A 24,467-nucleotide genomic window follows, 5' to 3' on the forward strand; every position below is an offset into this window, starting at 1 on the left:
GGGGTCGTTCACCACCTGTACCAGCGGCTGCGGCCTCCCGCCGCGCTGGTGCCCCGGAAGAGGAATCCCAGCAGCCATACGACGAGTACCGCCAGCGCTATCCACCAGAGCGCCTTCAACGCGAATCCGGCACCGAACAGAATGAGTGCCAGAAGGAGCACGATCAGGATGGGTACCATATTCTGTCAACCTCCTGCCGTACGGGTTTCCTGAATTTCGCTTCTCAGGCTTGTTTCCTGCACAGAATTTCCCCGTGGAGGACACCGAACCAGCCGTCCTCCCGCTCTCCCCACTCCCGCCACGCCGCCGACACGGCCCGCAGCTCCTCCTCGGTGGCGTGCCCGCCCCCGGTGGCCCGCTCGGCGTACGCCGACGCCAGGGTGCGGTCCGCCCACAGGCCGCTCCACCAGGCGCGCTCGGCGGGGGTGGCGAAGGTCCAGGTGGCGGAGGTGGCCGTGACGGCGTCGGCGGGGAAGCCCGCGGTCAGCGCCCAGGACCTCAGCCGTCGTCCGGCGTCCGGTTCACCGCCGTTGGCGCGGGAGACCCGGTGGTACAGGTCCAGCCACGCGTCGAGGCCCGGCGACGCGGGATACCAGGTCATCGCCGCGTAGTCGGCGTCCCGGACGGCGACGTACCCGCCGGGCTTCGTCACCCGCCGCATCTCGCGCAGCGCCCGCACCGGGTCGCCGACGTGCTGGAGCACCTGGTGGGCATGGACCACGCAGAACGTGTCGTCGGGGAAGTCCAGCGCGTGTACGTCGGCGACCGCGAAGTCCACGTTGGCCAGGCCCCGTTCGGCGGCGGTGGCCCGGGCCCGCTCCAGCACGCCGGGCGCGCGGTCGACCCCGGTGACGTGTCCCTCCGGGACCAGTTCGGCCAGGTCGGCGGTGATGGTGCCGGGCCCGCAGCCGATGTCGAGGACCCGCATGTCGGGCTTGAGCGAACCGAGGAGGTAGGCCGCCGAGTTGGCGGCGGTCCGCCAGGTGTGCGAGCGCAGCACGGACTCGTGGTGCCCGTGCGTGTAGACGGCGGTCTCCCGGGGTTTCGGCATGGCTGGGCGTCCCCTTCTCGTCCTGAGGTCTTCCCGTGGCGGAAGTGTGGGGCCACCGTACGCCCGTCGACCGAATGATGAGACCCCTGGTTTCGCCATATGGACTGACGCACCGTCAACTCCCGGGCAGCGGCCGGTACACCGTCAGCGCCTCGGGCAGCTTCTCCAGCGTCACCTCGCCCGCCACCTCGGTGACCTCGCCGTCGTAGGCGAGCAGTGTCCCGGGGGAGACGTCGGTCAGCCGCAGCCGGGGCACCGTCACGGCCGCGTGCGCCGGGGAGCGGGTGAGCGGCCCCGCGAGGGCGGCGGCCAGCAGACGCGGCGCGGGCCTGCGGCCACCGTGCACCACCCGGACGTCGAGCTGTCCGTCCGCCAGATCGAGCCGCCGCCCCGGCACCAGCCCCATCCGGTGGTAGGTGCCGTTGCCCGCGAACAGCAGCCACAGCGGCCGGCTGCCGCCGCCCACCCGGGCCTCCAGCGGATGCCGGTCGGTACGCAGCACCCGCAGCACCGCCAGCACCCCGGCGGGCCAGTTGCCGATCCGCCCAGACCAGCGGTCGCGCTCACGCACCAGCTCCGGGTAGACCCCGAGGCTGCACGTGTTCAGGAACACCCCGTGCCGGGAGCCGCAGCCGAACCGGCCCACGTCCACCCGTACCGCCTCACCGCCCCGCACGGCCCGGCCGAGCGCGCCGACGTCCTCCACGCCGATGTCCTGCGCGAAGTGGTTGAGGGTGCCGCCCGGCAGCACGGCCAGCGGCAGCGAGTGCCGCAGCGCGGCCCCGGCGGCCGCGTTGACCGTGCCGTCGCCTCCGCACACCCCGAGCACCCGGGCACGCGCGGCGGCCTTCTCCAGCTCGCCGGGCACCTCCTGGGGCTCGCACTCGACGACCTCCGCGCCCGGCAGCGCCGCCCGCAGCGCCCGCACCCGGTCCGCAGTGCCCGCGGCCGTGTTCGCCACCAGGACCAGGCCCTCGCCGTCGGGCAGCGCCGGAACCTCCGCGCGGGGCCGGGCGGGCGGCACCAGCTGCGCCCGGGTCGGCGCCATGCCCCGTACGGCGAACGCGGCGCCCACCCCGAGCGCGGCGCCCGCCAGCACGTCGGTGGGGAAGTGCGCCCCCGTGTAGATGCGGGACATCGCCACCGAGAACGCCACCGGCGCCACCACCGCGCCCCACCCCGGGGACTCCATGGCCACGCCCGCCGCGAAGGCCGCCGCCGACGCGGAGTGGCCGGACGGGAAGGAGGTGGTGACCGGCTGCCGCTTCAGGTGCCGTACCGCCGGGACCGGGTCGAGCAGCGGCCGGGGGCGGCGCACCGACCGTTTGCCGAGGGTGTTGATGGTGGCGGAGGCCAGGGCGAGGGAGGCCAGACCGCGGGCGGCGGCCCGGCGCCCGCGCGGGGTGCGGCTCGCGGCGATCGCGGCGGCCGTCGCGAACCACAGCACACCGTGGTTGGCGCTGTGGCTCAGCCGGGGCAGCACCCGCTGGCCGTACGGCCAGTGCCGGGCCGCGGCGAACTCGAACAGCCGGGCGTCCAGGCCCAGCAGCCGGGCGCGGAGGGAGTGCCCGCCCGGCTCGGGAACGGTGAGATCGACATCGGGACTCATGGGGGAGCGGGTACCCGTTACCGGCCGGTCGCTCCCGGCCACGCGGCGCCACGGTGATAACGGTTTGCCCCGGCACACCGGGCGCCCGGACAATCGCGCCCATGGGACACCTGGAAGCCGCGCACCTCGAATACCACCTCCCGGACGGGAGGACACTGCTCGGCGATGTCTCCTTCCGGGTGGGCGAGGGCGCCGTCGTCGCCCTCGTCGGCCCCAACGGCGCGGGCAAGACCACCCTGCTGCGGCTGCTCTCCGGCGAGCTGAGGCCGCACGGCGGGACCGTCACCGTCAGCGGTGGCCTCGGGGTGATGCGCCAGTTCGTCGGGTCCGTACGGGACGAGTCGACCGTACGCGACCTGCTGGTGTCGGTCGCGGCACCGCGGATCCGCGAGGCCGCGCGGACCGTCGACGCCGCCGAGCACGCCCTGATGACGGTCGACGACGAGGCCGCCCAGCTGGCGTACGCGCAGGCCCTCGCCGACTGGGCGGAGGCGCGCGGCTACGAGGCCGAGACACTGTGGGACATGTGCACCACGGCGGCGCTCGGCGTGCCCTACGAGAAGGCCCAGTGGCGGCAGGTGCGCACCCTCTCCGGCGGTGAGCAGAAGCGGCTCGTCCTGGAGGCGCTGCTGCGCGGCACCGACGAGGTGCTGCTGCTCGACGAGCCCGACAACTACCTCGACGTGCCCGGCAAGCGCTGGCTGGAGGAGCGGCTGAAGGAGACCCGCAAGACGGTGCTGTTCGTCTCCCACGACCGGGAACTCCTCGCCCGCGCCGCCGAGAAGATCGTCTCCGTGGAGCCGGGACCCGCCGGGGCCGACGCCTGGGTGCACGGCGGCGGCTTCGCCACCTACCACCAGGCCCGCCGCGAACGCTTCGCCCGCTTCGAGGAACTGCGCCGCCGCTGGGACGAGAAGCACGCCCAGCTGAAGAAGCTGGTGCTGAACCTGCGCCAGGCCGCCGCCAACAGCCCCGACATGGCCTCCCGCTACGCCGCCGCCCAGACCAGGCTCCGCAAGTTCGAGGAGGCCGGACCGCCGCCGGAGCCGCCGCGCGAGCAGGACATCCGGATGCGGCTGAAGGGCGGACGCACCGGCGTACGCGCCGTCACCTGCGCCGCACTGGAACTGACCGGCCTGATGAAACCGTTCGACCTGGAGGTCTTCTACGGCGAACGGGTCGCCGTCCTCGGCTCCAACGGCTCCGGCAAGTCCCACTTCCTGCGGCTGCTCGCCGGGGAGGACATCGCGCACACCGGACAGTGGAAGCTCGGCGCGCGCGTACTGCCCGGACACTTCGCGCAGACCCACGCCCACCCCGAACTCCAGGGCCGCTCCCTGCTCGACATCCTGTGGCGGGAGCACGCCCAGGACCGGGGCGCGGCCATGTCCCGGCTGCGCCGCTACGAGCTGACCGGCCAGGCCGAACAGAGCTTCGACCGGCTCTCCGGCGGCCAGCAGGCCCGCTTCCAGATCCTGCTGCTCGAACTGGAGGGCGTCACCGCGCTGCTGCTCGACGAGCCCACCGACAACCTCGACCTGGAGTCCGCGGAAGCCCTCCAGGAGGGCCTGGAGGCCTTCGACGGCACCGTCCTCGCGGTCACCCACGACCGCTGGTTCGCCCGCTCCTTCGACCGCTACCTGGTCTTCGGCGCCGACGGCCGGGTCCGGGAGACGCCGGAGCCGGTGTGGGACGAATGGCGCGTGGAGCGGGCCCGGTAGCCACCGCCGTACGTCCGCCCCGTCACGCCACCCTCACGTCCAGCGCAGCAGCGCGCCGAGGCCGCCCACCGGCACCTGTTCCTCCTCGGCCGCCGGGGACGGGGCCAGGGACAGCGCCGGGGCGTTCGTCGCCACCGCCGAGCGGATCAGGGCGTCGTCCGCGCGGGCCGCCCAGGAGTTCTGCTCGCCGAGCGTCTTCAGCTCGGTGCGGCGCACCGCCACCTGGTCCGGGTCCTCGCCGATCCACACCTCGCGGTGCGTGTCCGCGCCCTGCGGACGGACCAGCAGCTCGTCGACTCGGTGCTCGCGGGCCGCCTCGATCAGCGCGGGCACCCCCTCCACCGCCGCCGCGCGTCCCTCGGCGTCCGGTGCGCGGGCCGCCAGGAACCGCTCCAGCTCCGCCTCCGCCTGCTGCCGTACGTGCGCGGCGCGTACCTCCTCCACGTCCGCGTCCAGCAGCCGGCTGCCGGGGCCGTGCGGGGCCTCCACCGTACGGTCGTGCAGCCGCCGGGGCAGCCGCTCGTGCACCGAGCGCCGCTCGCGCTCGTCACCGACCAGGATCAGCAGGTCGGCCCGGGTCTCCTCCTGGCAGACCGCCAGCGCGTCCGCGATCTCGGCCGCGTTGTGCTCCCAGGTGTTCTCCACCCGCAGCTGGAAGTGGCGCTCCGACCAGTCGACGGTGCTGGTGCGGTGCACCGGCCACTGCCGTCCGGCGACCGTGCCCGCCTCCTCCCGGGCCAGCGCGCTGCGCAGCTCGAAGTCGGCGCCCCTGCGGTCGATGTATGCCACCACGCACACCGGGTCCTCACCGGCGAGGTCCAGCAGCGGCGCGGTACGCGGCAGCGGCGCCCACAGCGCCTGGTCGCGCTGCGGCGGGCGGGCCAGCGACGGATCGAGGACCACCTCACCCGCACGGGCGAACAGGGCCCGGCCGTGCGGCTCCGGCGAGTGCCGCAGCTCCTCCGCGGCGTCCCGCACGGCCCGGCAGGTCGCCTCGTCGGCGCCCTGCTCCGCGAGGTCCCGCGCCATGGCCTCGGCGGTCAGATGACGTTCGTGGGGGGTGTCCTCCGTATGCCGGGAGGTGTCGATGTACACGGAGGCCCAAGGGCCGGAATGTTCGTACAGTGGATGCAGAAAAGCGAGATCCATGGCTCCCTCCCGGATGCCGCTCGGGGGTAGTGCGTGCCGGGCGGGTACCCGTACCGCATGAACGAACACGACGAGCGGGGCACCACGATGACCGGAGTCGACCCGGGGCAGCTGGACGACCAGCAGCTCATGCAGGAGCTGGAGAGCATCCACCGCACGCGCCACGACACACTGCTGTACGGCTCGAACGACGCGCTGCGCGCCCACAACGAACGCATGGCCCAGCTGGAGGGCGAGTACCTGCGCCGCAACCCGTCCCGCTTCGTCGCGGCCTCCCGCACGAGGGAGGGCGCACGGGAACGCCCCGGCCTCTGAGAGGACCAGGGCGTACCGGGTGGCGGGCGGCCGTCGCCGCCGTCAGGCGGCCTCCTTGGCGAACACCTCCAGGAACGTCTCGCAGAACGCCTTCAGGTCATCCGGCTTACGACTGGTGACCAGCTGGTTGGGCCCGTCCCCACAGACCTTCACCTGCTCGTCCACCCAGGTGGCCCCCGCGTTGCCCAGGTCCGTTCGCAGGCTCGGCCAGGACGTCAGCGTCCGGCCCCGGACCACGTCCGCCTCCACCAGCGTCCACGGCGCGTGACAGATCGCCGCCACCGGACGCCCCCCGGTGAAGAAGTCCCGCACGAAGGCCACGGCCTCCGGGTCCATCCGCAGGAAGTCCGGGTTGGCCACCCCGCCGGGCAGCACCAGGGCGCCGAAGGAGTCCGCGGAGGTCTCGCCCACCACCTCGTCCACGGGGAACGTGTCCGCCTTGTCGAGGTGGTCGAAGGCCTGGATCTCCCCGGACTTCGTCGACACCAGCACCGGCTCGTGGCCCGCGTCGGACGCCGCCTTCCAGGGTTCGGTCAGTTCGACCTGTTCCACGCCCTCGGGCGCGGTGAGAAACGCGATACGCACGGTGAGGTCACCGTCCCTTCCTCGTGTCCGTCTCGTCCGGTGCTGCCCGGCTGATGTCGGCCAGCACGCTCTCCGGGTCCTGGGCCTCCGCCAGGTCACCGAGGGTGACCATGCCCACCGGCAGACCGTCCTCGACGACCGGCAGCCGCCGGACCGCCTTCTCGCGCATCAGCGCCACCGCCGTGGACACCGGGTCCTCCGGACCCACCAGATACGGGTCCGGGGTGCACACCGAGCGCGCGCTCACCGTCAGCGGATCGGCGCCCTCGGCCACCGCCCGCACCGCGATGTCACGGTCGGTGAGCACACCGACGACCTGCTGACCGTCGGCCACCACCACATCGCCGATGTCCTGGGCGCGCATCAGCTGCGCCGCCTCCACCAGCGAGGCGTCCGGGCGTACCGCGACCACGCCCGGCGTCATCACCTCGCGCACGAAATCCGCCATCACCGCGGCTCCTCCCGGGGGGTGTGTGCCGACCGCTCCGGCCCCGTCAGGGCCTCGGCCAGCTCCTGCACATTGCCGTAGCGGGCCTTGCGCGGCAGCCGCTCCAGCGGCTCGATCAGCGCGTCCGGGGCGTGGCTGCGGCGCAGTACGCCCATCAGCTCGACCGGTCCCGCCGGGAACGAGGTGCGGCCCAGCACCCGGGCCAGCTCCAGCCGGGTCTCCTCCATCGAGCCCATCGCAGGGCCGCCCGCCAGCCGGGGGTCGTCGTCGGCGCCGGGCTCGGGGTCGTGCCACTCCTCCGTACGGGTGGGGTGGCCCGACCTGAGCAGACCCTGGAGTTCGTGCTTCATCTCGTCGTCCCGGTGGACGCTCAGCCGGTCACTGCCTCGCTGCATGTCTCCTCCAGACCTTCGGGAGTGGGCACCGCGTACCCGCCGACGGGAGGCCGACACGGCCTCACGAGGTTTGTCCGGCCACGACCCGGAGACCCGGACCGCGCCCCCCACGTGGGCCATCCTTGGAGGACGGACACCATGGCGGTGCTCGCTGTGTTCATTCCGCTCCTGCTGCTCGGCGTCGTCCTGGCGCTGGGCCGCTACGAGGAGCTGGTACTGCCGGGAGAGCCGGTGGCGGACGAACGGGACGCCCCCAGGGCGCCTACCGCTCCGGCCGCTTCTTCTCCCGGCCCGGCAGGAACTCCTGCATCTTCGCCTTGAAGCCCTGCTTGATCACCGAGCCGCGGTCGGCGTCGCCCTTCAGGATCGACGCGGCCGTGGCCTCCATCTGCTCCCACGTGGCGTGCGGCGGCACCGGCGGCACGGCCGGATCGGTGAGGAACTCGACCACCGCGGGCCCGTCCGCCTCCAGGGCGGCCCGCCAGCCCGCCGCCACGTCCTCGGGCTTCTCCACCCGGATGCCGGTCAGGCCCAGCGAGCGGGCGAACGCGGCGTACTGCACGTCCGGCAGCTCCTGCGAGGGCAGGAACGACGGCGCCCCGCCCATGGCGCGCAGCTCCCACGTCACCTGGTTCAGGTCGTGGTTGTTCCACACCCCGATCACCAGCCGCCGGTCCGTCCAGCGGTCCTGGTACTTAGCCGCCGTGATCAGCTCCGCCAGCCCGTTCATCTGCATCGCGCCGTCCCCGACCAGCGCGACCACCGGCTGGTCCGGATGGGCGAACTTCGCGCCGATCGCGTACGGCACCCCGCAGCCCATCGTCGCCAGCGTCCCCGACAGCGACGCGCGCATCCCCGGCCGCATCGTCAGGTGCCGGGCGAACCAGTTCGCCGTGGAGCCCGAGTCGGAGGTGACGATCGCGTCGTCCGGCAGCAGCGGGTCGAGGGCCCGCGCCACCAGCTCGGGGTTGATCGGATCGGCCGACAGCTCCGCGCGCCGCTCCAGCACGTCCCGCCAGCGCGCCGTGTTCGCGCACACCGTGTCGAACCACTCGCGACCACGGTCGGTGTCCAGCAGCGGCATCAGCCGCTGCAACGTCTCCTTCGCGTCGCCGACCAGGTTCACCTCGTACGGGTATCGCATCCCGATCATGTGCGGGTCGATGTCGATCTGCACCCCGCGCGCCTTGCCGAACTCCGGCATGAACTGCGAGTACGGGAACGAGGAGCCGATCGTCAGCAGCGTGTCGCAGTCCCGCATCAGCTCGTACGACGGACGCGTGCCCAGCAGCCCGATCGCCCCGGTGACGTACGGCAGCTCGTCGCTGAGGACGTCCTTGCCGAGCAGCGCCTTCGCCACGCCCGCGCCCAGCAGCTCCGCGATCCGCTCCACCTCGTGCCGCGCCCCGGCGGCGCCCTGACCGACCAGGATCGCCACCTTGTCACCGGCGTTGAGCACCTCGGCGGCCCGCCGCAGGGAGTCGTCGGAGGGCACCGCCGTCCAGGAACCGGTGTCCAGGCTGGAGGGCACCATCTTGAACTCGTGCGTCGGCGGCGAGTAGTCCAGCTCCTGCACGTCGCCGGGGATGATCACCGCGGTCGGGCAGCGGCGCGCGTACGCGGTGCGCATCGCCCGGTCCAGCACGTTCGGCAACTGCTCGGGCACCGTCACCGTCTCCACGAACTCCGAGGCGACGTCCTTGAACAGGGTGTGCAGGTCCACCTCCTGCTGGTAGGAGCCGCCCATCGCGGTGCGGTGCGTCTGGCCGACGATCGCCACCACCGGCACGTGGTCCAGCTTGGCGTCGTACAGGCCGTTCAGCAGATGGATCGCGCCGGGCCCCGAGGTCGCCGCGCACACCCCGACCCGGCCGCTGAACTTGGCGTAGCCGACCGCCTGGAACGCGGACATCTCCTCGTGCCGGGACTGGATGAAACGTGGCTGGTCGTCCGCCCGGCCCCAGGCGGCGAGCAGGCCGTTGATGCCGTCGCCGGGGTAGCCGAAGACCTGCTCCACACCCCACTCGCGCAGCCGGTGCAGAACGTGGTCGGAGACCTTGGTGCTCATGGAGGAACCTCCAGGGAGAACGGCACGGGAAGCACCGTGACGAGTCACCCGGCGGACACGGACGGAAACCTCGGGGCGTTTGCGGGGCGGGGCGCCGGGCAGGCGCCCCCACAGTGCTTCGGACAGCAGGCACGTCCGTGGGAGCGGCCGTCGCGGCCCCGCGTGCGGCCGGTCCGGACGCCACGCACGCTCCCGCGGTGACCGTCCCCTTCCAGAGCACGGTTGCAAGGGAGTTGCCCGCCTCATGCGAAGCACCGGGAACACGAAGCACCAACCGCGTACGAAGCGCCACCCCCACGACGACGCCCCCGACACCGCCGAATCCTTCCGCCGCCTCGCCCAACTGCCCCCCGGCCCCGAACGCGACGCCCTCCGCGGCGAGGTCGTCGAGGCCTGGCTGCCCATGGCCGCACGCATCGCCGGACGCTTCCGCAGCCGCGGCGAATCCTACGACGACCTGCGCCAGGTGGCGGCCCTCGGCCTGGTCAAGGCCGTCGACCGCTACGACCCCGGGCGCGGCAACGCCTTCGAGAGCTACGCCGTACCCACCGTCACCGGCGAGATCAAACGGCACTTCCGCGACCACATGTGGACCCTGCATGTGCCGCGCCGCGTGCAGGAGTTGCGCAACCGGGTGCGGCACGCCATCCAGGAACTGACCCAGACCGTCCCCGGACGCGGGCCCACCGTCGCCGAGATCGCCGCGCACACCGACCTCGGCGAGGAGGACGTACGCGCCGGTCTGGAGGCGCTGGAGAGCTTCGGCGCGCTGTCGCTGGACGCGGAGCTGCCCGGCGGCGAGGACGGGTATTCGCTGGGCGACGTCCTCGGCGCGCCGGACCCGGCGCTGGACACGGTGGTCGACCGGGAGGCGGCGAAGCCGGGTCTCGCGGCGCTGCCGGAGCGGGAGCGGGAGATCCTCTACATGCGGTTCTTCGGGGACATGACGCAGCGGCGGATCGCGGAGCGGCTGGGAATCTCGCAGATGCATGTGTCGCGGCTGATCAGCCGGTGCGTCACGCGGGTGCGGGAGGACGCGCTGCGGGGCGGGTAGGGGGTGGTCGCCCTTTCGTCGCCTGGTGCGGGTGGTGTGGGGTTGCTAGCGCAGTTCCCCGCCCCCCCTTCGGGTGCGCTGTCACTCTGTTGGCTGCGTTGGTTCTGCCTGCTTCTTCGGGGCGGGGTGTGATGGCTGTGATCGTTGCGCACCGCTCGAAGGAGCCCCTCCCATGCGCCATACAGCCCGTGTCCTGTCCGTCGTCGCGTTCGCCGGTACGGCACTGACCTGCGCCATACCCGCCGTGTCCGCGGAGCCGACCGCGGAGGTGAGTCCCGCGACGGTGCGGCCGGGCGGGACCGTCACCGTCACCGTGTCCTGCGACCCCATCGGCGGGCCCGCGCCCCGCACCATCGACGCCACCTCGCAGGCGTTCGAGGAGGGCACCGTCGCCCTGCGGGCGCTTCCCGTCACCCTCGACACCAGAACCGGGCCCGCCTACGAGGGCACCGCGAAGATCGCGCCCGCCGGGAACTTCGAGGGCGGACCGGGCGCCGTCGGCCCGGACTCCGCCTGGACCGTCGACGGGACCTGCCCGGCGCCGCCCGGTGGCCAGGGCAAGCCGTGGAGCGCCACCTTCACGGTCACCCACGGAGGCGGCGGCCCCACCCACACCCCGCGGCCCTGCCCGTCACCGCGGCACCACGACTCCGACGCCTCCTGCCCCGGGACCGGCGTCCAGCACGGCGTGCACGCCGGTGAGGGCGGCACGTTCACCGACTCGGTGCCCGCGCTGGTCACCGGCGGTCTGCTGGTCACGGGCGCGCTCGGGGCCGCGGTGTACCGGGTGCGGCGCAAGGAGCCGACGGCGGACGCCTGACGCGGCACCGTCATGGGTACTCACAGCGCGAGAGCACGACCCGCCCCCCGCGGCCCACGGGCCCCACGACGGGCGGTCGCGCGACGGTGCCAGGGCAGCGGAGAGTGCGGAGGTGCGCATGCGGACGGAACCGCGAGGCCACGGCCCCGTCCGCTACGGGCCCACGCTGCCCGAGGACGGGCTGCCCGTGCCGCCCGAACTCGCCGCCGCCGTCGCCGGGGCCGCGTACCGCGCCGACAGTGAGCCCCTCGGCGGCGGTGGCGCCCTGCTGGAGGCGGCCTGCGGCTACTGGGAGCGGCGCGGACTGCCCACCGCCCCGACCGCCGCGGTGGCCGGACCGGGCGCCCCGCCGCTGCTGCTGGCGCTCACCGCGGCGCTCGGCGGCGACGTGCTGGTGCCCCGGCCCTGCGCCGCCTGGTGGGCTCCGTACGCCCGGCTGCTGGGCAGACCCGTCTTCCACGTGCCGACCCCGGCCGAGTGCGGCGGCGTCCCCGACCCGTACGCCCTGCTGGAGACCGTGCGCCGGGTGCGTGCCGAGGGCGGCGACCCGCGGCTGCTGGTGCTGTCGGTGGCCGACGACCCGACGGCCACGGTCGCCCCGCCCGAGCTGCTGCACGAGACCGTCGAGGCCGCCACCGGCGAGGGCCTGCACCTGGTCAGCGACGAAACCTGGCGGGACACCCTGCACGACCCGCACGACACGGTGTTGCTGAGCCCCGCCGAGATGCTGCCCGGGCGGGTCACCGTCGTCACCGACCTGGCCGGTGCGCTGCTGCCGCCCGGCTGGCCCGCCGCCGTCGCCCGCTTTCCCGCCGGTGACACCGGGGACGGCCTGCACGCACGCGTGCTGGACGTGCTCACCGCGCTCGACGCGCGTGTGGCCGCGCCGGTCGCCGCCGCGGCCGCCCTCGCGCTGTCCGAGCCGCCGCAGATCACCGGCCGGATCACCGCCGCCGTACGGCTGCACGCGCGCGTGGCCGCCGCCGCGCACCACACCGTCGTCGCCGCGGGCGCCCTCGCCCTGCCCCCGCGGGCGGGCCGCCACCTGTACGCCGACCTCGCCCCCCTGCGATCCGCGCTCGCCGCGCACGGCGTCGGCGACGCCCAGGAACTGGAGGACTTCCTCACCGCCCGGCTCGGCATGCCCGCACCCGGCGGCCACCGCTTCGGCGACGACCTCGGGGCGCTGCGCGTACGGCTGTCCACCGGCCCGCTGCTGGGGGCCACGGACACCGAGCGCGCCGCCTGCCTCGGCGCCCCCGAACCACTGGAAATGCCCCCTGTGCACCGTGCGTTGACCCATGTGAAGGCGGTCTTCGACGACCTCAGCGACGACGCTCAGCGACGGGAGTCTCCTCGATGACGCAGCAGTCCGAGTCGGCAGGCACCACGAGCACCCGGGAGACCGACGATGCGGAGGCGTCCCTCCCCACGCCGGTCGCGGCCCCCGCCCCACCGCTCGCCGAACCCCGCCCGCTCGGCGAGAACCGGGTGTGGCCGCGCACCTTCCACGACCGGCTGACCGCGCCGCTGCCCGGCCTGAAGGCGTTCGCCCGGTTCGCCCGCGAGGGCGCCGTACGCCCCGGCCGCGAGGGACTCGCCGACATTCCGCGGCTGCCCTACGCCCCCGCCCCGCTGCCCCGCGTCGACGCCCGCACCCTCGCCGTCACCTGGGCCGGACACGCCAGCTGGGTGCTGGGCGTCGGCGGGCTGACCGTCCTCACCGACCCCGTCTGGTCGCGCCGCATCCTCGGCACCCCGGCCCGCGTCACCCCCGTGGGCGTCCCCTGGGAGGACCTCCCGCGCGTCGACGCGGTCGTCATCAGCCACAACCACTACGACCACCTCGACGCCCCCACCCTGCGCCGCCTCCCGCGCGACACCCCCGTCTTCGTCCCGGCCGGGCTCGGCGGCTGGTTCCGGCGCCGCCGCTTCACCCACGTCACCGAGCTGGACTGGTGGGAGGGCGCCGTGCTGCGCGGCGTCCGCTTCGACTTCGTGCCCGCCCACCACTGGTCCAAGCGCACCCTCACCGACACCTGCCGCAGCCTGTGGGGCGGCTGGGTGCTCACCGCGCCCGACGGCCGGCGCGTCCACTTCGCGGGCGACACCGGCTACGGCCACTGGTTCTCCCGCATCGGGCAGCGCTACCCCGGAATCGACCTCGCCCTGCTCCCCATCGGCGCCTACGACCCCCGCTGGTGGCTCAGCGACGTCCACTGCGACCCCGAGGAGGCCGTCCGGGCCGCCCAGGACCTGGGCGCCAGCCGCATGGCCCCCATGCACTGGGGCACCTTTATTCTCTCGGCGGAACCGGTCCTGGAGCCGCTGCTACGGGTACGCAGGGCCTGGGAGAAGGCGGGCCTGGACCGAACGAACCTGTGGGACCTCCCCATCGGAGGCTCGCGCGTCCTGGCCGACGGGACTGCGACCCCCTAGGGGCGCGAGGCTGTATCGATATGCGGCTCCGCCGCGTGGGCGCGACCAGCCCCAACCCACCCGCAGACGGCAGTCAACGAGTGACAACCCCCCGCAGCCGCCGCCAGGCCCCCGGCGCCGCACTGATGACCACGGTCAGCACCACCGCCGCCACCACCCCCTCCCAGGGCTCCGGAAACAGCGACCCGCCCAGGACCCCGATCAGCTGATACGTCACCGCCCACGCCAGGCACGCCGGAAAGTTCCCCCGCACGAACCGCCGCACCGGCCACCGCGCCATCAGACACGCCAGCATCACCGGAATCCGCCCGGCGGGCACCAGCCGCGACAGCACCAGCACCGCCACCCCGTGCTCCGCCAGCTTCGCCTGCGCCTGAGTCAGCCGGTCCTCCGGCGCCCGCGCCCGGATCGCCTCCAGCCAGCGCGAGCCGTTCTTCGAGCCCATGCCGCGCCGCCCCAGCCAGTACAGCGTGGCGTCGCCGAGGAACGCGGCCAGGGACGCCGTCGCGAACACCAGCGCCATCGACAGCGGCGACGCCCGGTGGAACGCCACCACGGCCGCCGAACTCACCAGCGCGCCCGTCGGCACGACCGGCACCAGCGCCCCGATGAGGACCAGCAGGAACAGCGACGGATACCCGATCACCTGGGCGGAGTCCGGCGTCGTCGCCGCCGGTGCCGCCGCGAGCCAGCTCACCGCGCGACCTCCAGCCGGAGCCGCTCCCCGTGGCTGAGCCGGTGCACGGTCACCCCGGGCGCCCGCAGCGCCGCCAGGCGCGCGAACTCGTCGCCGGGGGTGTGGAACTCATGGGGGCGTATCGCGTCCATCCCGATCGGCCAGTACGTGCCGTAGTGCACCGGCACCGCGCTGCCGGGCGCCAGCCGGGCCAGCGCCTCGGCCGCCCGCCCGGGGTCCAGGTGGCCGTCGCCGAGGTACGGGCCCCAGCCGCCGACCGGCAGCAGCGCCACGTCGACGCGCCCGACGTCCTCGGCCATCGAGTCGAACAGTCCGGTGTCCCCGGCGAAGTAGGTGCGCGCCTCGCCCTCCACGACGAAGCCGAGCGCGGGGGAGCGGTGCGGGCCCACCGGCAGCCGTCGTCCGTCGTGCAGCGCGGGCACCGCCCGTATCGTCAGCGCGCCGACCGTCGTCTCGTCGCCGGGTGCCATCTCGGTCAGGGGCAGATGCGCGAGCCGGCGCAGTCCGGGCACGGCACGGGGCGCGCCCCGGGGCACGATCAGCCGGGTGCCGGGGGCGAGCCGGGCCAGCGACGGCACGTGCAGGTGGTCGGCGTGCAGATGGGAGACGAGGGCGGCGTCCGCGTGCCGGTCGGCGGGGGGTGGCAGCTCGCCGCGGCGGCGGCGCAGATGGGCCAGCCGCCGGGCGAACAGGGGGTCGGTCAAGAGGCGCACGTTCGAGTCCTCCACCGCACAGGTGGCGTGCCCCCACCAGGTGATCTCCACCGGCACCTCTTTGCCCCTTCCGTGCGACTCCCCGAAGCCTACGGGCAGGAGTAGGGTCTGCGGCGAAACCCGGAGGTGAGGGGACGCCATGGGACATGTGCCAGGTCCGGTGCGGGTCACGGCCATCGCCAGCCTGACCCCGCTCCAGGAGCTGGACGCGGACCCCTTCCTGGTGGACTCCCGCAGCCAGCACGCGATGTGCGCCCGCTGGGCCGCCGAGCACGGCTACGTCGTCGCCCGTGAGCTGCTGGTGCGGGGGCTGCGGTCGGACCACTGCGTGCTGTGGGACGGGGTGCGCCCGGGCACGGACGTGTTCGTGGCCCCCAGCCACCGGGTGCTGGAGAGCGCCCTCGCCGACGTGGCGGCCTTCACCGCGGAGTGTGCCCGCCGCGGCGTCCGCGTCGAGACCGTCGGTTCCGCCGAACCGTCCTACGACGCCCAGATGAAGGCCTGCGTCCACCGCCGCCTGTCGATGCCGACAGCGGGCTACGACGGCCGCTGACGCCTGGGCGTGCAGGGCGAGGGCCGGGACGGCGGGGAGGACGCGTACGGCGGGCGCGCACGCCGCCACGGCCACCGGCGCTCGGACGCGCGGCAGGGCGGACAGGGCCGCGGCCTGCCCGGACCGGGCGCCCGGCCGGTTTCCCGCGGGTGTGTGACACGCTGGGTACGGGCCCGCGTCGAGGACGGGCCGGGACGTGAGGTGTACGGGGCGTGCTGGGCGGGCGTTGGCGGCGGGTGGCCAGTCAGGTCGGGCGGAGCGTCACGGTGTGGGCCGTCTCCACGGTCACCATGCTCGTCCTCGCCGGGATCCTCCCGGACTTCCGGCTGCGCTCGGCCGACGGCGACAGCGCCACCGACATCGCCGTGACCGCCGCGTTCGGCGCCGGGGCGTTCGGTCTGCTGTCGGCGCTGGTCTGGCCGCTGCTGGTACGGCTGCTGCTGCTGGTGCCCGCCCTGGTGCTCGGCCTGCTGGTGTTCTTCCTCAACGGGGCGCTGCTGCTGGTCGCGCTGCGCCTCAACCCCACGCCCGGCGAACGCGGCGCCGCCGCCCCCGAGACCGCCGTGGTCGTCGCCGCGGTGATGTCCGCCGTCGCCTCCGCCACCGGCGCCGCCCTCGCCGTACGCGACGACGACGCCTACCGGCGGCGCCTGTACCGGCTCGCCGACCGCCGCCGCCGCGCCCTGCCGCCCGGCCCCGTCGCCCCGGGCACCGTCTTCCTCCAGTTCGATGGCGTCGGCCACGACGTCCTGCTGGACGCCATGGACAAGGGGCTGATGCCGACCGTCGCCCGCTGGCTGGCCGCCCCCCGGGCCACCCACCGGCTCACCCCCTGGCGCACCGACTGGTCCAGCCAGACCGGCGCCAGCCAGCTCGGCATCCTGCACGGCAGCAACCACGACGTCCCCGCCTTCCGCTGGTACGAGAAGGACACCCGGGAGGTCATGGTCTGCAACCGGCCCACCAGCGCCGCCGAACTCCAGCGCAGGGCCGTGCGGCGCACCGGCCACGGCGGGCTGCTCAGCGTCGACGGCGCCTCCCGCGGCAACCTGTTCAGCGGCGGCGCCGGAGAACAGGCCCTGGTGCTGTCCATCGCCACCCGGCGGCGCAGCCGCGAGAACCGCTCCCGCGCGGGCTACTTCGCCTACTTCTCCGACCCCGCCAACGCGGTCCGCACCGCCCTGTCCTTCTTCGCCGAGGTCGGCCGGGAGATCGGCCAGTCCACCCGGGCCCGCATCCGCAAGCAGCGCCCCCGGGTCTCCCGCGGCGGCCTCTACCCGTTCGTCCGCGCCTTCGCCACCGTCGTCGAACGCGACGTCGTCGTCGCCGCGGTGATGGGCGACATGCTCGCCGGGCGCACCTGCGTCTACGCCGACCTGGTGGCGTACGACGAGGTGGCGCACCATTCCGGACCGATGAGCCGGGACGCGGAGAAGGTCCTCCAGCGGCTGGACCGGGCGCTGGCTCTGGTCGAGAAGGTCGCCGAGCACGCCCCCCGCCCGTACCGGATCGTCGTCCTGTCCGACCACGGCCAGAGCCCCGGCGAGACCTTCCGTGCCCGCTACGGCCTCACCCTCGGCGATCTGGTGCGCGCCGGATGCGGGCTGCCGGTACCGCGAAAGGCGCGGCGCACCCGCAGCGGCGCCGAGGCGCGGGCCGCCGTCCGGGCCGCGCTGCGCATCCCCGTCGAGGAGGGCGGCGAGCAGTACCGTCCGGGCCGCCGCTCCGAGCCGATCGTGCTCGCCTCCGGCAACCTCGGCCTGGTCTCCTTCCCGGACGTGCCGCACCGGATGACCAAGGAGGAGATCGACGCCCGTCACCCGGCGCTGCTGACCACCCTCGCCAACCACCCCGGCATCGGGTTCCTGCTGGTCCGCAGCGAGGAGCACGGCGGGGTGGTGCTCGGCGCGTACGGCGCCGAGATCCCGGTGGCGGACCTCAGCGACGACCGTCCGGGCCCGCTCGCCCCCTTCGGGCCGGGCGCCGCCGACGCCGTACGCCGCACCCACTCCTTCCCGCACACCGCCGACATCATGGTCAACTCCTTCCACGACCCGGCCGACGGCGAGGTCCTCGCCTTCGAGGAGCAGATCGGCTCGCACGGCGGTCTCGGCGGCGCCCAGGGCAGGCCGTTCCTGCTCTCCCCGGTGGTCTTCTCCGCCCCGGCCCGCGACGGCGCCGAACCGGCCGGTGCCGAGGCCGTCCACCGGGTGCTGCGCCGCTGGCTGGAGGAGTCGACCGGCCCCCAGGTGCCGGTGGGGGAGGCCGAACCCGACCGCGAAGCCGCCTGACGGTCGGCCGGTGTGGTGCGTGTGTCGCGCCGTGATGTGATCGGATGGTGCCCGAACCCCGGTACCGGGGTCGGATCACCGGCATGCGAAAGGAAGAACCGTGGCCACCACGCGCTCCGCGCACACCGTCTGGGAAGGCAACCTGCTGGAGGGCAACGGGGCAGTCACCTTCGACTCCTCCGGCGCCATCGAGACGCAGCCCGTGACCTGGGCGTCGCGCGCCCAGGACGCCAACGGCAAGACCAGCCCCGAGGAGCTGATCGCCGCCGCGCACTCCAGCTGCTTCTCCATGGCGTTCTCCAACATCCTCACCAAGGGCGGCAACACGCCCACCAAGCTGGTCACCTCGGCGGACGTCACCTTCCAGCCGGGCGAGGGCATCACCGGCGTCCACCTCACCGTCGAGGGCACGGTGCCGGGCATGGACAGCGAGGCGTTCCTGCTCGCCGCCGAGGACGCCAAGGTCAACTGCCCGGTCAGCCAGGCCCTGAAGGCCGTACCGATCACGCTGACCGCGAAGCTGGCCTGACCCCCCGGGCCGGACCCCGCCCCGCCCGCGGCGGGGTCCGGCCCGCTCGGGTCCCCGCCCCCGTGTCGTCCGGGAGTTGACCGCGATGCCGCCCCGCCCCGCCGTCTCCGCCCACCGCGGCGGCTCCGAACGCTACGGCCCCGCGACCTGGCAGGCGTACGAGGACGCGGTCGCCTCCGGTGCCGAGTACGTCGAGTTCGACGTCCGCCGCACCGCCGACGGGGTCTTCGTCGTCCACCACGACCCCCGGGTACGGCACACCGGACCGCCGCTGTCCGGGATCACCCACGCCGAGCTGAGCGAGCGCGCCGGGTACCCGGTGCCGGTCGTCGACGAGGTCATGTCCCTGATCGCCGGGAAGGCGGTCGGCCACCTGGACCTGAAGGAGACCGGCTACGAGCGTGAGCTGATGGACCGGGCCGTCGCCCTGCTCGGAGCGGACGGCTTCGTGGCGACCACCCTGGAGGACCGCTCCGTCGCCGCGATCAGCCGGGCCTTCCCCCGGGTGCGCACCGCCCTGTCCCTGGGCCGGGACCGCGGGGAGATCACCGCCTCCCGGCTCACCGCGACCCGGCTGAGCGAGCTGTTCCCGATGCGCCGGGTCCGCGCCTGCGGCGCCCACGGCGTCGCCGTGCACCAGCGGCTGGCCCGCGCGAACGTGCTGCGCGAGGCGGCCCGGCACGGCCTCTACACCATGGTGTGGACCGTCAACGACGACACCGCCCTGCGCACCTTCCTCACCGACCCCCGGGTCGACGTCCTCGTCACCGACCGCCCCCGGCACGCCCTCACGCTCCAGGGCCTCCGCCCGCACCGGGGTACTCCTCTGTAGAGGAGCCATGGCCGCCCGGGAGCGGCCGGGGGTGGCCCGGACGCGCCATTGACAACAGGCCACTCAAGTTTTGTGCTGGAGGGAGTGGCGGACACTCCCTGACGCGGAAGGGGACTGCGATGGGACGCGCGGTCGGTATCGATCTGGGGACCACCAACTCGGTGGTCGCCGTCCTGGAGGGCGGCGAGCCCACCGTCGTCGCCAACGCGGAGGGCGCGAGGACCACACCGTCGGTCGTGGCCTTCGCCAAGAACGGTGAGGTGCTGGTCGGCGAGGTCGCCAAGCGGCAGGCGGTCACCAACGTCGAGCGCACCGCCCGCTCCGTGAAGCGGCACATGGGCGAGGCCGACTGGCGCTTCCCCGACCAGGGCTCCGTGGACGGCACCCGCTTCCGGGCCCAGGAGCTGTCCGCGCGCGTCCTGCAGAAGCTCAAGCGGGACGCCGAGTCCTACCTCGGCGAGGACGTCACCGACGCGGTGATCACCGTGCCCGCCTACTTCGACGACGCCCAGCGGCAGGCCACCAAGGAGGCCGGGGAGATCGCGGGCCTGAAGGTGCTGCGGATCATCAACGAACCGACCGCCGCCGCCCTCGCCTACGGCCTGGACCGCGGCGAGGAACAGACCGTCCTCGTCTTCGACCTCGGCGGCGGCACCTTCGACGTCTCCCTGCTGGAGATCGGCGACGGCGTCATCGAGGTCAAGGCCACCAACGGCGACACCCACCTCGGCGGCGACGACTGGGACATGCGGATCGTCGAATACCTGGTGAAGAAGTTCAAGGGCCAGTACGGCATCGACCTGGGGAACGACAAGATGGCCGTGCAGCGGCTGCGCGAGGGAGCCGAGAAGGCCAAGATCGAGCTGTCCTCGTCCTCCGAGACCTCGATCAACCTGCCCTACATCACCGCCTCCTCCGAAGGCCCCCTCCACCTGGAGGAGAAGCTCACCCGCGCCCAGTTCCAGGAACTCACCGCCGACCTCCTCGACCGCTGCAAGACCCCCTTCCACCAGGCCGTCAAGGACGCCGGGATCAAGCTCGCCGCGATCGACCACGTCATCCTCGTCGGCGGCTCCACCCGGATGCCCGCCGTCACCGAACTGGTCCGCGAACTGACCGGCAAGGACCCGCACAAGGGCGTCAACCCCGACGAGGTGGTCGCCGTCGGCGCCGCCCTCCAGGCCGGTGTCATCCGCGGCGACGTGAAGGACGTACTCCTCCTCGACGTCACCCCGCTGTCCCTGGGCATCGAGACCAAGGGCGGCATCATGACCAAGCTCATCGAGCGCAACACCACGATCCCGACCCGGCGTTCGGAGATCTTCACCACCGCCGCCGACAACCAGCCCTCCGTCGGCATCCAGGTCTACCAGGGCGAACGGGAGATCGCCGCGTACAACAAGAAGCTCGGCACCTTCGACCTCACCGGTCTGCCGCCCGCGCCGCGCGGCATCCCGCAGATCGAGGTCGCCTTCGACATCGACGCCAACGGGATCATGCACGTCTCCGCGAAGGACCTGGCCACCGGCCGGGAACAGAAGATGACCGTCACCGGCGGCTCCGCCCTGCCCAAGGACGACATCGACCGCATGATGCGGGAGGCCGAGCAGTACGCCGACGAGGACCGCAGGCGCCGGGAGGCCGCCGAGACCCGCAACCAGGCCGAGCAACTCGTCTACCAGACCGAGCGGTTCCTCGCCGAGAACGGCGACCGCGTCCCCGCCGACACCCGCGGCGAGGTCGAGTCCGCCGTCACCGAACTCAAGGGCCTGCTGGAGCGCCCCGGCGCGGAGACGGACACCGCGGCGCTGCGCGCGGGCGTGGAGAAGCTCGCCGCCGTCAGCCAGCGCATGGGACAGGCCATGTACGCCCATGCGGAGCAGCCGGCGGCGGGCGCCACCCAGGAGCAGGGCACGCCGCACACGCCGCAGGACGAGGAGGGCGTGGTGGACGCGGAGATCGTCGACGAGGAGCGCGACCAAAAGGGCGGCGCCGCCTGAGACGCGGGTGGGGCAGCCCACCCAGGGGCGCGGGGCTGTATCGACATGCGGCTCCGCCGCGCCGGCGCGACCAGCCACGACGCACCCGCAGACGAAATCCTCAGCGGGGCTGCGGCACCGGGTCCGTCAGATCGCCCGGGTGCGCGGGCGGCAGCGTCGCGCACACCGCGTCCAGGACACAGGCGTACGGCGTGCCCAGGCCGGTGAGGCGGGCCCGGAGCTGTTCCAGGGCGTCGCGGTGGCCGGTGAGCGGGTCGGTGTTGCCGGTGCGGGCGGTGAACTCCAGCACCGCGGGCAGGAAGTCCGGCCGCTCCTCGCCGGTGAACTCCAGACCGTGCGCGCGGTACAGGTCCGACAGCCGCGCCGGGGCGGCGGCACCACGCCCCCGGCCCAGGCGCAGCCCTTCCTCACCGTCCTCGCCGAAGACCCGCACGTAGTGCGCCGCCAGCTCCTCGGGCGCGGTGACCGCCGCGTGGTCGGTGAACTCCCGCAGCTGCGGCGCGGCTTCCCGCAGCAGCGGCAGCCGGGCCAGGAAGTCGTCGCCCGGATAGGTCAGACAGAGCGCCGCCGCCTGGTACAGCACCTCGAAACCGGGCATCGGGCCCGCCTCCCGCCTGTCGGTCGTGCTCGCTCGCCCCGTTCCCTCCGAACGTAGGCGCGAGCACGCCGACGCACCCCCCGACCGCACCCGTACGGGTCAGGCGGGCGCTAGACCCGCTCGCGGTACTCCCGCAGGATCTGCTTGGTGCGGGCCACCGACGCGGCGTGCGCCGACATGTGGTCCAGTACCTCCAGGTGGCCGGACACCTCCTCACGGGAGTCCAGGTACAGCGCCCCCGTCAGGTACTCGGTGAACACCATGTCGGGCAGCTCGGGCTCGGCGAAGCGGAAGAGCGAGAAGGGCGCGTACGTCCCCGGATGCGGGCCGTGGTCGAACTCGGCGACCTGGAGCGTCACCAGGTCGCTCTCGGTGGCCTCCAGCAGCCGGTCCACCTGGTCCCGCATCACCTCGGGCTTGGTGCTCACCGGACGCCGCAGCACCGTCTCGTCCAGGATCACCCACAGATGGGGCGGGTTCGGGCGCTTCCACAGCTCCTGCCGGGTCAGCCGCAGCTTCACGTGCCGCTCGATGGTCTCCGGCCCCGACTGGCCGATCGTGCCCGCCTCCAGCACGGCACGCGCGTACCCCTCGGTCTGGAGCAGTCCGGGCACGAAGTGCGGCTCGTAGCTGCGGATCATCCGCGCCGCGCCCTCCAGACTGACGAACATGCTGAACCAGTCGGGCAGCACATCGTGGAACCGCTGCCACCAGCCCGGCTGGTTCGCCTCCTCGGCCAGCGCGACGAACGCACTCACCTCCTCCTCGGGCACCCCGTACGTGGTCAGCAGCACCTGCACGTACGGGATCTTCAGCGCGACCTCGGCCGTCTCCATGCGCCGCACGGTCGCCGGGGCCACCCGGAGCACCCGTGCGGCCTCCTCACGGCTGAGGTTCGCCGTCTCCCGCAGTTCCTGAAGCCGTCTGCCGAGCACCACCTGCCCGACCGTGGGCGCGGGTCGTCGCTCACTCACGCCACGCCTCCCCTACGCGCCGAAAGCATGGGGGCAGTGTGTCATGTTCCCGCGGCAGTCTCACATGGCCGGTGGTGAGGCGCTCACCACGCGCGGTCACCAACACCGGTCCGGGAGCGGTGGGGTGAGCGGGCGTCACGCATTACCTCGCAGGTAATCGACCATGACCCCGGGTGCGCGGGATCGTGAGGTCACCGGGTTCCGGGCCGGCGCACTCCGGCCCGGGACCCGGGCCCCAGTGCAGCATCCGACCCCGACGGAGGGTGATCCGCCATGTCCGCAACCCACCTCGCCGCTCTCGCCCGCACCACCGAGCCGCAGACCATGCTGCGCCGCTTCCTCGCGCTGGACGCCGTGGTGACCGGGACGAACGGTGTCGCCTACCTCGCCGTCTCCGGCCTACTGGGCCGCCTCTTCGACGTCGACTCCACCCTGCTGCTGGTCCTCGGCGTCTTCCTCGTCCTGTACGGGGCGGCCGTCGGCCTGCTCGCCACCCGGCCCAGCCCGCCCGCGCTCGGGGTGCGGGCGGTCGTCGAGGCCAACCTGGCCTGGGCCGCGGTCAGTCTCGTCGCGCTCGGGCTGTGGCTGTCGCCGAGCACCGCGGGCGCCGTGTGGATCGTCCTCCAGGCGCTCACCGTCGCCGGTTTCGCCGCCCTCCAGTACGGCGCCCTGCGCACCCGTCAGGGCAGCAGCGAGTGAAGGTACTTGACCGTCGCCGGGTCGGCCGGGAGCAGTGTCTCGATGGCCAGCTCGGCGACGGTCACGTCCATCGGCGTGTTGAACGTGGAGATCGAGGAGACGAACGACAGCGTCCGGCCCTCGTGCTCGATCAGCAGCGGCAGCGCGAAGTACGGCACCGGGTCCACGGGTTCGGCGTCGGACGCCGACTCGGGCACCGGGTACGCCGCCACCTCGTCGTAGAGCGCCCGCAGCGCCTTTGACCGGCGCAGCGCGATCTGCCGCTCCATCTGCGCCAGCAGATGCCCGCGCCACTCGCGCAGATTGCGGATGCGCGGCGCCAGACCCTCCGGGTGCAGGGTGAGGCGCATCGCGTTCAGCGGCGGCCCGAGCAGTGACTCCGGTACCTCGGCCAGCAGCATCGTGATGCCCCGGTTGGCGGCCAGCACGTTGTACGTGGCGTCGACGACCAGCGCCGGATACGGCTCGTAGCCCTGTATCAGCCGCTCCATCCCGGCCCGTACCGCGTCCAGCGCGGGGTCGTCCAGCGGGGTCTCCGGGAAGCGGGGGGCGTAACCGGCCGCCAGCAGCAGGGCGTTGCGCTCCCGCACCGGCACGTCCAGGTGCTCGGCGAGCCGCAGCACCATCTCCTCGCTCGGCCGGGAACGGCCCGTCTCGATGAAGCTGATGTGCCGGGCGGAGGAGTCGGCGCGCAGCGCCAGCTCCAGCTGGCTGATCCGCCGCTGCTCCCGCCAGCCGCGCAGCAGTGGCCCGACCCCCTGGTCGGCGGGGGCTGCCGCGGAGGCGGCGCGGGCGGGCGTCGCAGTGCTCATGTCCACGACGGTAGCCGGACCGGGCCCCCGGAACGAGACACCCGGACGGTCCCGCATCGCACCGGGCCCGCTGTGGCAGGCTGAACAGGTACCCCGTACCCGCGCCCGTACCTGC

At 73.7% G+C, this 24,467-nt stretch carries 25 protein-coding genes; 12 read left to right on the plus strand and 13 right to left on the minus strand.

Annotated features, from left to right (window positions below):
• Nucleotides 1–8: 8 nt before the first annotated feature.
• The 3 genes from KBY47_RS19245 to KBY47_RS19255 all read right to left on the minus strand — a co-directional run bounded on the left by KBY47_RS19245 (nt 9) and on the right by KBY47_RS19255 (nt 2,660).
• Nucleotides 9–179: a hydrophobic protein gene (locus KBY47_RS19245; RefSeq protein WP_210922403.1), complete on the minus strand. Its 171-nt coding sequence runs from the start codon at nt 177–179 to the stop codon at nt 9–11.
• A 44-nt stretch (nt 180–223) separates the two neighbouring features.
• On the minus strand, nt 224–1,051 hold the full coding sequence (locus tag KBY47_RS19250) for a class I SAM-dependent methyltransferase (RefSeq protein WP_210922404.1): 828 nt from the start codon (nt 1,049–1,051) through the stop codon (nt 224–226).
• 115 nt (nt 1,052–1,166) lie between these two features.
• Nucleotides 1,167–2,660, minus strand: coding sequence for a bifunctional phosphatase PAP2/diacylglycerol kinase family protein (locus KBY47_RS19255; protein ID WP_210922405.1), 1,494 nt, complete (start codon nt 2,658–2,660; stop codon nt 1,167–1,169).
• 101 nt (nt 2,661–2,761) lie between these two features.
• Here KBY47_RS19255 and KBY47_RS19260 point away from each other — a divergent pair, with 101 nt between their 5' ends.
• On the plus strand, nt 2,762–4,381 hold the full coding sequence (locus tag KBY47_RS19260; RefSeq protein WP_210922406.1) for an ABC-F family ATP-binding cassette domain-containing protein: 1,620 nt from the start codon (nt 2,762–2,764) through the stop codon (nt 4,379–4,381).
• 33 nt (nt 4,382–4,414) lie between these two features.
• Here KBY47_RS19260 and KBY47_RS19265 read toward each other — a convergent pair whose 3' ends face one another.
• On the minus strand, nt 4,415–5,530 hold the full coding sequence (locus tag KBY47_RS19265) for a Vms1/Ankzf1 family peptidyl-tRNA hydrolase (protein WP_210922407.1): 1,116 nt from the start codon (nt 5,528–5,530) through the stop codon (nt 4,415–4,417).
• Between the two features lie 57 nt (nt 5,531–5,587).
• Between KBY47_RS19265 and KBY47_RS19270 the strand changes: the two genes are divergently transcribed.
• On the plus strand, nt 5,588–5,845 hold the full coding sequence (locus tag KBY47_RS19270) for a DUF6158 family protein (RefSeq protein WP_210922408.1): 258 nt from the start codon (nt 5,588–5,590) through the stop codon (nt 5,843–5,845).
• Nucleotides 5,846–5,887: 42 nt separating this feature from the next.
• On the opposite strand, the gene KBY47_RS19275 is transcribed toward KBY47_RS19270, so the two are convergent.
• From KBY47_RS19275 to KBY47_RS19290, 4 genes are all read right to left on the minus strand, one after another.
• Complete coding sequence (locus tag KBY47_RS19275; RefSeq protein ID WP_210922409.1) at nt 5,888–6,430, minus strand: type 1 glutamine amidotransferase domain-containing protein; 543 nt, start codon at nt 6,428–6,430, stop codon at nt 5,888–5,890.
• A gap of 7 nt (nt 6,431–6,437) precedes the next feature.
• On the minus strand, nt 6,438–6,878 hold the full coding sequence (locus KBY47_RS19280) for a CBS domain-containing protein (RefSeq protein ID WP_210922410.1): 441 nt from the start codon (nt 6,876–6,878) through the stop codon (nt 6,438–6,440).
• The gene (locus KBY47_RS19285; RefSeq protein WP_210922411.1) at nt 6,878–7,273 is read right to left on the minus strand and encodes a DUF2795 domain-containing protein; all 396 of its coding nucleotides are present in this window, start codon (nt 7,271–7,273) and stop codon (nt 6,878–6,880) included. Before KBY47_RS19285 ends, KBY47_RS19280 begins: the two co-directional genes overlap by 1 nt.
• Nucleotides 7,274–7,535: 262 nt before the next feature.
• Entirely contained in the window at nt 7,536–9,341 is a 1,806-nt protein-coding gene (locus KBY47_RS19290) for a thiamine pyrophosphate-requiring protein (RefSeq protein WP_210922412.1), read from the minus strand.
• A 244-nt stretch (nt 9,342–9,585) separates the two neighbouring features.
• Between KBY47_RS19290 and KBY47_RS19295 the strand changes: the two genes are divergently transcribed.
• From KBY47_RS19295 to KBY47_RS19310, 4 genes are all read left to right on the plus strand, one after another.
• Nucleotides 9,586–10,395, plus strand: a complete 810-nt coding sequence (locus KBY47_RS19295) for an RNA polymerase sigma factor SigF (protein WP_210922413.1) — start codon at nt 9,586–9,588, stop codon at nt 10,393–10,395.
• 172 nt (nt 10,396–10,567) lie between these two features.
• Nucleotides 10,568–11,215, plus strand: coding sequence for a hypothetical protein (locus KBY47_RS19300; protein WP_210922414.1), 648 nt, complete (start codon nt 10,568–10,570; stop codon nt 11,213–11,215).
• Between the two features lie 118 nt (nt 11,216–11,333).
• A complete protein-coding gene (locus KBY47_RS19305) occupies nt 11,334–12,578 on the plus strand; it encodes an aminotransferase class I/II-fold pyridoxal phosphate-dependent enzyme (RefSeq protein WP_210922415.1) in 1,245 nt (414 codons plus the stop codon).
• Nucleotides 12,575–13,654: an MBL fold metallo-hydrolase gene (locus tag KBY47_RS19310; protein WP_210922416.1), complete on the plus strand. Its 1,080-nt coding sequence runs from the start codon at nt 12,575–12,577 to the stop codon at nt 13,652–13,654. Before KBY47_RS19305 ends, KBY47_RS19310 begins: the two co-directional genes overlap by 4 nt.
• A gap of 73 nt (nt 13,655–13,727) precedes the next feature.
• Here the strand turns inward: KBY47_RS19310 and KBY47_RS19315 are convergent, their stop codons facing one another.
• Both KBY47_RS19315 and KBY47_RS19320 read right to left on the minus strand, forming a co-directional pair.
• Nucleotides 13,728–14,351: a DedA family protein gene (locus tag KBY47_RS19315; protein ID WP_210922417.1), complete on the minus strand. Its 624-nt coding sequence runs from the start codon at nt 14,349–14,351 to the stop codon at nt 13,728–13,730.
• A complete protein-coding gene (locus tag KBY47_RS19320) occupies nt 14,348–15,121 on the minus strand; it encodes an MBL fold metallo-hydrolase (protein ID WP_210922418.1) in 774 nt (257 codons plus the stop codon). The genes KBY47_RS19315 and KBY47_RS19320 overlap by 4 nt, the downstream gene beginning before the upstream one ends.
• Before the next feature lie 82 nt (nt 15,122–15,203).
• Between KBY47_RS19320 and KBY47_RS19325 the strand changes: the two genes are divergently transcribed.
• From KBY47_RS19325 to dnaK, 5 genes are all read left to right on the plus strand, one after another.
• Nucleotides 15,204–15,617, plus strand: coding sequence for a hypothetical protein (locus KBY47_RS19325; RefSeq protein ID WP_210922419.1), 414 nt, complete (start codon nt 15,204–15,206; stop codon nt 15,615–15,617).
• 212 nt (nt 15,618–15,829) lie between these two features.
• Nucleotides 15,830–17,908: a phage holin family protein gene (locus KBY47_RS19330; protein ID WP_210922420.1), complete on the plus strand. Its 2,079-nt coding sequence runs from the start codon at nt 15,830–15,832 to the stop codon at nt 17,906–17,908.
• Nucleotides 17,909–18,008: 100 nt separating this feature from the next.
• The gene (locus tag KBY47_RS19335) at nt 18,009–18,437 is read left to right on the plus strand and encodes an OsmC family protein (RefSeq protein WP_210922421.1); all 429 of its coding nucleotides are present in this window, start codon (nt 18,009–18,011) and stop codon (nt 18,435–18,437) included.
• A gap of 85 nt (nt 18,438–18,522) precedes the next feature.
• Nucleotides 18,523–19,269: a glycerophosphodiester phosphodiesterase family protein gene (locus KBY47_RS19340; protein ID WP_210922485.1), complete on the plus strand. Its 747-nt coding sequence runs from the start codon at nt 18,523–18,525 to the stop codon at nt 19,267–19,269.
• A gap of 119 nt (nt 19,270–19,388) precedes the next feature.
• On the plus strand, nt 19,389–21,269 hold the full coding sequence (gene dnaK, locus KBY47_RS19345) for a molecular chaperone DnaK (protein WP_210922422.1): 1,881 nt from the start codon (nt 19,389–19,391) through the stop codon (nt 21,267–21,269).
• 100 nt (nt 21,270–21,369) lie between these two features.
• Here dnaK and KBY47_RS19350 read toward each other — a convergent pair whose 3' ends face one another.
• Nucleotides 21,370–21,867, minus strand: a complete 498-nt coding sequence (locus KBY47_RS19350; protein ID WP_210922423.1) for a nitrate reductase molybdenum cofactor assembly chaperone — start codon at nt 21,865–21,867, stop codon at nt 21,370–21,372.
• Nucleotides 21,868–21,977: 110 nt separating this feature from the next.
• Nucleotides 21,978–22,841: a helix-turn-helix transcriptional regulator gene (locus KBY47_RS19355; protein ID WP_210922424.1), complete on the minus strand. Its 864-nt coding sequence runs from the start codon at nt 22,839–22,841 to the stop codon at nt 21,978–21,980.
• A 273-nt stretch (nt 22,842–23,114) separates the two neighbouring features.
• Between KBY47_RS19355 and KBY47_RS19360 the strand changes: the two genes are divergently transcribed.
• A complete protein-coding gene (locus tag KBY47_RS19360) occupies nt 23,115–23,540 on the plus strand; it encodes a hypothetical protein (protein WP_210922425.1) in 426 nt (141 codons plus the stop codon).
• On the opposite strand, the gene KBY47_RS19365 is transcribed toward KBY47_RS19360, so the two are convergent.
• Entirely contained in the window at nt 23,522–24,352 is an 831-nt protein-coding gene (locus tag KBY47_RS19365) for a helix-turn-helix domain-containing protein (protein WP_210922426.1), read from the minus strand. The two genes, KBY47_RS19360 and KBY47_RS19365, sit on opposite strands and share 19 nt — an antisense overlap.
• Nucleotides 24,353–24,467 lie beyond the last annotated feature (115 nt).

The sequence above is a fragment of the Streptomyces sp. B93 genome (genome assembly GCF_018070565.1).
Taxonomy (GTDB): domain Bacteria; phylum Actinomycetota; class Actinomycetes; order Streptomycetales; family Streptomycetaceae; genus Streptomyces.

What these genes read in the sequence shown, in the direction of transcription:
- KBY47_RS19245 (WP_210922403.1), bottom strand. Translation starts at nt 179, where the DNA reads ATGGTACCCATCCTGATCGTGCTCCTTCTGGCACTCATTCTGTTCGGT.
- KBY47_RS19250 (WP_210922404.1), bottom strand. Translation starts at nt 1,051, where the DNA reads ATGCCGAAACCCCGGGAGACCGCCGTCTACACGCACGGGCACCACGAG.
- KBY47_RS19255 (WP_210922405.1), bottom strand. Translation starts at nt 2,660, where the DNA reads ATGAGTCCCGATGTCGATCTCACCGTTCCCGAGCCGGGCGGGCACTCC.
- KBY47_RS19260 (WP_210922406.1), top strand. Translation starts at nt 2,762, where the DNA reads ATGGGACACCTGGAAGCCGCGCACCTCGAATACCACCTCCCGGACGGG.
- KBY47_RS19265 (WP_210922407.1), bottom strand. Translation starts at nt 5,530, where the DNA reads ATGGATCTCGCTTTTCTGCATCCACTGTACGAACATTCCGGCCCTTGG.
- KBY47_RS19270 (WP_210922408.1), top strand. Translation starts at nt 5,588, where the DNA reads ATGAACGAACACGACGAGCGGGGCACCACGATGACCGGAGTCGACCCG.
- KBY47_RS19280 (WP_210922410.1), bottom strand. Translation starts at nt 6,878, where the DNA reads ATGGCGGATTTCGTGCGCGAGGTGATGACGCCGGGCGTGGTCGCGGTA.
- KBY47_RS19285 (WP_210922411.1), bottom strand. Translation starts at nt 7,273, where the DNA reads ATGCAGCGAGGCAGTGACCGGCTGAGCGTCCACCGGGACGACGAGATG.
- KBY47_RS19290 (WP_210922412.1), bottom strand. Translation starts at nt 9,341, where the DNA reads ATGAGCACCAAGGTCTCCGACCACGTTCTGCACCGGCTGCGCGAGTGG.
- KBY47_RS19295 (WP_210922413.1), top strand. Translation starts at nt 9,586, where the DNA reads ATGCGAAGCACCGGGAACACGAAGCACCAACCGCGTACGAAGCGCCAC.
- KBY47_RS19300 (WP_210922414.1), top strand. Translation starts at nt 10,568, where the DNA reads ATGCGCCATACAGCCCGTGTCCTGTCCGTCGTCGCGTTCGCCGGTACG.
- KBY47_RS19305 (WP_210922415.1), top strand. Translation starts at nt 11,334, where the DNA reads ATGCGGACGGAACCGCGAGGCCACGGCCCCGTCCGCTACGGGCCCACG.
- KBY47_RS19310 (WP_210922416.1), top strand. Translation starts at nt 12,575, where the DNA reads ATGACGCAGCAGTCCGAGTCGGCAGGCACCACGAGCACCCGGGAGACC.
- KBY47_RS19325 (WP_210922419.1), top strand. Translation starts at nt 15,204, where the DNA reads ATGGGACATGTGCCAGGTCCGGTGCGGGTCACGGCCATCGCCAGCCTG.
- KBY47_RS19340 (WP_210922485.1), top strand. Translation starts at nt 18,523, where the DNA reads ATGCCGCCCCGCCCCGCCGTCTCCGCCCACCGCGGCGGCTCCGAACGC.
- dnaK (WP_210922422.1), top strand. Translation starts at nt 19,389, where the DNA reads ATGGGACGCGCGGTCGGTATCGATCTGGGGACCACCAACTCGGTGGTC.
- KBY47_RS19350 (WP_210922423.1), bottom strand. Translation starts at nt 21,867, where the DNA reads ATGCCCGGTTTCGAGGTGCTGTACCAGGCGGCGGCGCTCTGTCTGACC.
- KBY47_RS19360 (WP_210922425.1), top strand. Translation starts at nt 23,115, where the DNA reads ATGTCCGCAACCCACCTCGCCGCTCTCGCCCGCACCACCGAGCCGCAG.
- KBY47_RS19365 (WP_210922426.1), bottom strand. Translation starts at nt 24,352, where the DNA reads ATGAGCACTGCGACGCCCGCCCGCGCCGCCTCCGCGGCAGCCCCCGCC.